The sequence below is a fragment of the Micromonospora sp. DSM 43699 genome (assembly GCF_055517075.1).
Map to the genome: position 1 here is coordinate 1 of NZ_JBTMMT010000166.1, position 672 is coordinate 672.

The 672-nt window shown below is 69.0% G+C and carries 1 protein-coding gene; it reads right to left on the minus strand.

Annotation, left to right across the window (positions count from 1 at the left end):
* Positions 1-133: 133 nt before the first annotated feature.
* Positions 134-672 (minus strand): alpha/beta fold hydrolase (locus AC0AIB_RS31055; protein WP_465098055.1); only part of this gene is annotated, 539 nt, incomplete at its 5' end.

Sequence of the window (672 nt, forward strand, 5' to 3'; positions counted from 1 at the left end):
GTCGTGCGTCCAGCCCATACCCCGACGTCTGCCCGTGACCCATGGTCGGTAACCGTCGGCGAGTCAGCCAATTGGCCTATGCGGCAGGCAATTGGCTGTCCGTCGGACAGCTGTGCGCGAACGTGTGACCGGCCTACCGGTCGGGCTCGGGGTCCTTGAGCCAGTTGATGAGTTCGGTGGAGAAGCCGATCGGATCCTCCTCGTGCGGGAAGTGCCCGACACCGTCGAAAAGTCGCCACCGGTAGGGCGCCTCGACGTACTCGCCGGACCCGGCCGAACTCCGCGTACGGACCGCCGGATCGAGCGAACCGTGCAGGTGCAGCGTGGGCACCCGGACCGGACGCTTCATCCGCCGGTTGAACTGGATCCCGTCCGGACGCGCCATCGAGCGGACCATCCAGCGGTACGGCTCGATCGAGCAGTGGGCGGTGGAGGGGATGCTCATGGCCCGGCGGTAGACGTCCAGGGTCTTCTCGTCGGGGAACTCCGGGGTGCGCGGGCCCGCCCAGTCCTGGATGAGGCTCCCCACCAGGGCAGCGTCGTCCGCGAGGAGCTGCCGTTCCGGCAGCCACGGCCGCTGGAAGCCCCAGACGTACGAACCGGCCCGCGACTGGGCGAAGTCGGACAGCATCGATGAGCGCCAGCGGCGCGGGTGCGGCATGGAGGAGACGG